Annotated in this window: 1 protein-coding gene; it reads left to right on the top strand. The window is 53.6% G+C overall.

Annotated elements, in window-relative coordinates; translation table 11 throughout:
* Positions 1-224 (top strand): transposase (locus GUI70_RS23890; RefSeq protein WP_202630631.1); only part of this gene is annotated, 224 nt, incomplete at both ends.

Here is a 224-nt window from a genome sequence, read left to right as displayed (position 1 = left end):
AAGAAGCGGTCATCGCTTGGATCGAAACCGTGGTGCCTGAGTTCGAAAAAAAGATGGAGGACGGAGAAACGCTGGCTTTTCTAGACGAAGTGGGTTTCAAACTGAAACCCACGGTATCGCGGACTTGGGCGCCGTGTGGGCAGAGCCCAGTGCTCGATGCCAAAACCAATTGGGACAAGATTTCGACGATTGGGGCAATCACGACGACAGGCCAGTTCTTGCAG

Origin of the sequence: Deinococcus alpinitundrae (assembly GCF_009982895.1) — a bacterium.
In the GTDB taxonomy this organism is placed as follows: Bacteria; Deinococcota; Deinococci; order Deinococcales; family Deinococcaceae; genus Deinococcus; species Deinococcus alpinitundrae.
The sequence above is the reverse complement of the archived record's forward strand: the minus strand, read 5'-3'. Positions and strand labels throughout refer to the sequence as shown.